We start from the raw sequence: 2,920 nt of genomic DNA, 5'->3' as shown, positions 1-2,920 counted from the left end.
AATTCATGGGGAAGGCCTGAAATGGGCAATGTCTATTAAAAACGACTCTTTATATCTAAAGGCTATTTGTCAATTAAATCTTGGAAAATTAAAAGAAGCATATAGCCTTATAGGAAAACACCTTGCGCAGAGGCGAAGAGGTGTATATAGTGATTTTACCAAGAAGCAAGTTAAGCGAAAGGAACAATATATTATAAATGAGTTAAACAACAAAGTTGTGAAATAAATGTTAGAAGCATTAATTTTCAAAATATGACGGTCAAATTAAAGAACAACAAACGTGGCACACAAACGGCAAGCCACGGTAGCGATAAATAACAGAATGTATAACATTAAAACAACAAGTGAGTGCTAAACCATATTTAGATTGTTTGAACTTGCCCATACAAGAGCGCGCTCCAACATCCATATAAGGGTAACAGGCAATACCCTTATATGGGTGTTCATCATTACCCTTATATGGGTATTAAAAGCCGTAAGCAATAAATAGGAAAGAACAACGTTAAGTACTTGATAGCCATAAACAATAAGAAGTTATGATAGAATTTGAAGTAAAATCAAAAAGCAGCATATATTGGTGAACATAAGAGACAGACCCAAGACGAATACCATACGCCGGCAATGAAGCTGACGGTGTGACTGTCAATTACAAGGATAAGTACAATCAGCAGTTACAATCCATCAAGGACAATTACAAGACATTTGATTTGCCATACAACGGTGTAGACAATAGCGACTATGTCAATGGTAATTGTGGCTCTAATTTTGATAACGGTTATGGATAAATATTTTTTTGCATTAATCTTCTTTGCGAACTATCAATTTTATGCATATAGTCAAGAAGAGATGGTAAAGATAGAAGGATTTCTTATAGAGCGTTACAGCAAGAAAGAAATCTTTAGAAAGGATACATTGTCAATAGATCACTCAATGGACACTTTTTATTTTACGACCCAAATAGATAGTATTCGTATAATGAGTCCGAAAGAAATTTATTCGGCATTAGTTTCTCCTTGCTATAAAAATGTAGAAATTTACAAGTTTTCTCCATTTGATAGGGAATATGGTAATTATATTGCCCCCAACATATGTCCTGTTCCTCTAAAGAAGCAAAATCTTTTCTATACTTTATGCTCAGATTCTGTTTTTGTGTATAAAGTTTATTCTGTGAAGGGACAAGCGATTAGATTATGTATAGCGAATGATTATCTGAACAGCAAAAAGAACATAGAATTGGCTGTTAAATGGAATATTTCTCCGACATCAATTGATAAGCGAATTCCTTTCTTTTACATATATGTTTTTTTTGACGTTATAAATAATTCTATCAATACGGGTATACCTGTTTTCTTTAAACCAATTGTATGTTGTGGCCTAGGAATTCAAGGAAATCCCAAAGGGAATCCTTGATGAATTTTGATGATTATGTGGAGATGCTTTTGTATTTTAACACAATATTGCCCCCTGCTGCCGTGCGATTGAATCGCGTGACAATATTGGGTTTAATACCCTCTATAGGCTGTCGTGCGATTCAATCGCATGGATTTGTTTCCATTATTGCCACACGATACAATCGTGCGGTAAACGACAACTACAACGGTATGCCGGAGGCGGCACAGGCGAAAGCCATGACACGCGCAGCCATCGACGGCAACTTAACGGAGTTGAACCTTGGCGGCATTTGGCAAACTGCAAGCGAGCTTGCTTTGCACTCGTTGGCACAAGGTTTCAAGCCGAACGACGACTACGAAAAGATGCAATTCTACTACCACCTCGACCATTTGGGTAGCAGTAGCTACATCACGAACCTTGACGGCGAGGTATCGCAGCACATCGAGTATGTGCCGTTCGGCGAGGTCTTCATTGAGGAGCGCAACAACACTTGGAACACGCCTTATCTCTTCAACGCCAAAGAGCTGGATGAGGAGATAGGTTTGTACTACTATGGTGCGAGGTACTATGAGCCAAGGTTGAGTCTGTGGATGAGTGTGGATCCATCTGCAGAGGAAAAGCCATGGCTTACTATCTATTGCTATACAAGGAATAACCCGATAATATTAGTTGATCCTGATGGAAGAGACGAATGGGAAATTAATAGCAAAGGCGACATCGTCAAACAGATAAAGACTGATAAGCACGATGCTTTCTTTTTTGTAAGTAAAGCAGGAAAGAGGGTAAAAGGAAAAAGTTTATCATTTGAATATGGAACAATCGAAAAGGCTTCGGGACAGAAAACAGATGGAGGAACAAGATACGATGTTTATCAGGTACGTGGAGATAAGCATGCCAAACAGTTATTTGAAAGTTTTGCTAAGAATACATCAGTAGAATGGAGTATTATGCAGACAGGTACTGAGGGTGCAAAAGATTAGAATTACCTAACGACTTCTCATAATGAAAAGAGTGAGTCTGGTATGGTTGATTTGTTTAACAAACAACTTAAAAATGGATATACTTTGCGTGCATTTTATCATTCACATCCAAGTAATGTACTTATTCCATCGAATATTGGAGGTAAATATGGAGATATTCCTATTGCCCCAAAAATGACAGAGATTAGCAACCAATCAATAACATTTGGTATTTATGGACCTATGAGTGGAGAATATGTCACATTTGATCCCAACTCAAAAATAGAAGATTATTCTGTTAATTTGGAAGGCTTTACTGTTACTGCAACAAGAACAACTAAAAATAGAAAAAAATGAAACACTTTATCATATCTATATTCCTTCTGATATTTGTTCCCTGCTTTTCACAGAGAACAATAAAAAAGGTGTATTTACCATCCTATCGGATAATACATTGTAACTTTTTAAAGACGGTGAACAACATTGCTGCTCGTTATAATCAAAACAATAATAATATATTCATAATATATATGCAAGGTAGTTGCAGAGTTTATGTTTGGATGCTCGAT

The 2,920-nt window shown here is 36.7% G+C and carries 3 protein-coding genes and 2 pseudogenes; all 5 read left to right on the top strand.

All coding sequences use genetic code 11. The annotated features are described in order from the left end of the window. Positions 1 to 226: pseudogene (locus HMPREF0645_RS08455) on the top strand (hypothetical protein); the annotation flags it as partial. A 409-nt stretch (positions 227 to 635) separates the two neighbouring features. Continuing rightward, positions 636 to 785: a hypothetical protein gene (locus tag HMPREF0645_RS13860; protein WP_004357077.1), complete on the top strand. Its 150-nt coding sequence runs from the start codon at positions 636 to 638 to the stop codon at positions 783 to 785. Next, a complete protein-coding gene (locus tag HMPREF0645_RS08450) occupies positions 778 to 1,410 on the top strand; it encodes a hypothetical protein (protein WP_083793820.1) in 633 nt (210 codons plus the stop codon). The genes HMPREF0645_RS13860 and HMPREF0645_RS08450 overlap by 8 nt, the downstream gene beginning before the upstream one ends. 158 nt (positions 1,411 to 1,568) lie before the next feature. After that, positions 1,569 to 2,078 (top strand): annotated as a pseudogene (locus tag HMPREF0645_RS14435) (RHS repeat domain-containing protein); the annotation flags it as partial. Positions 2,079 to 2,414: 336 nt separating this feature from the next. Further along, complete coding sequence (locus HMPREF0645_RS14495; protein ID WP_007174543.1) at positions 2,415 to 2,708, top strand: hypothetical protein; 294 nt, start codon at positions 2,415 to 2,417, stop codon at positions 2,706 to 2,708. Positions 2,709 to 2,920 lie beyond the last annotated feature (212 nt).

Source organism: Hallella bergensis DSM 17361 (assembly GCF_000160535.1).
In the GTDB taxonomy this organism is placed as follows: domain Bacteria; phylum Bacteroidota; class Bacteroidia; order Bacteroidales; family Bacteroidaceae; genus Prevotella; species Prevotella bergensis.
Note: the sequence above shows the minus strand (reverse complement) of the source record. Positions and strands in the feature narration are given on the sequence as shown.

Bases quoted from the DNA above. Each gene is read 5' to 3' on its own strand.
- HMPREF0645_RS08450 (WP_083793820.1), top strand. From the start codon at position 778: ATGGATAAATATTTTTTTGCATTAATCTTCTTTGCGAACTATCAATTT.
- HMPREF0645_RS14495 (WP_007174543.1), top strand. From the start codon at position 2,415: ATGGTTGATTTGTTTAACAAACAACTTAAAAATGGATATACTTTGCGT.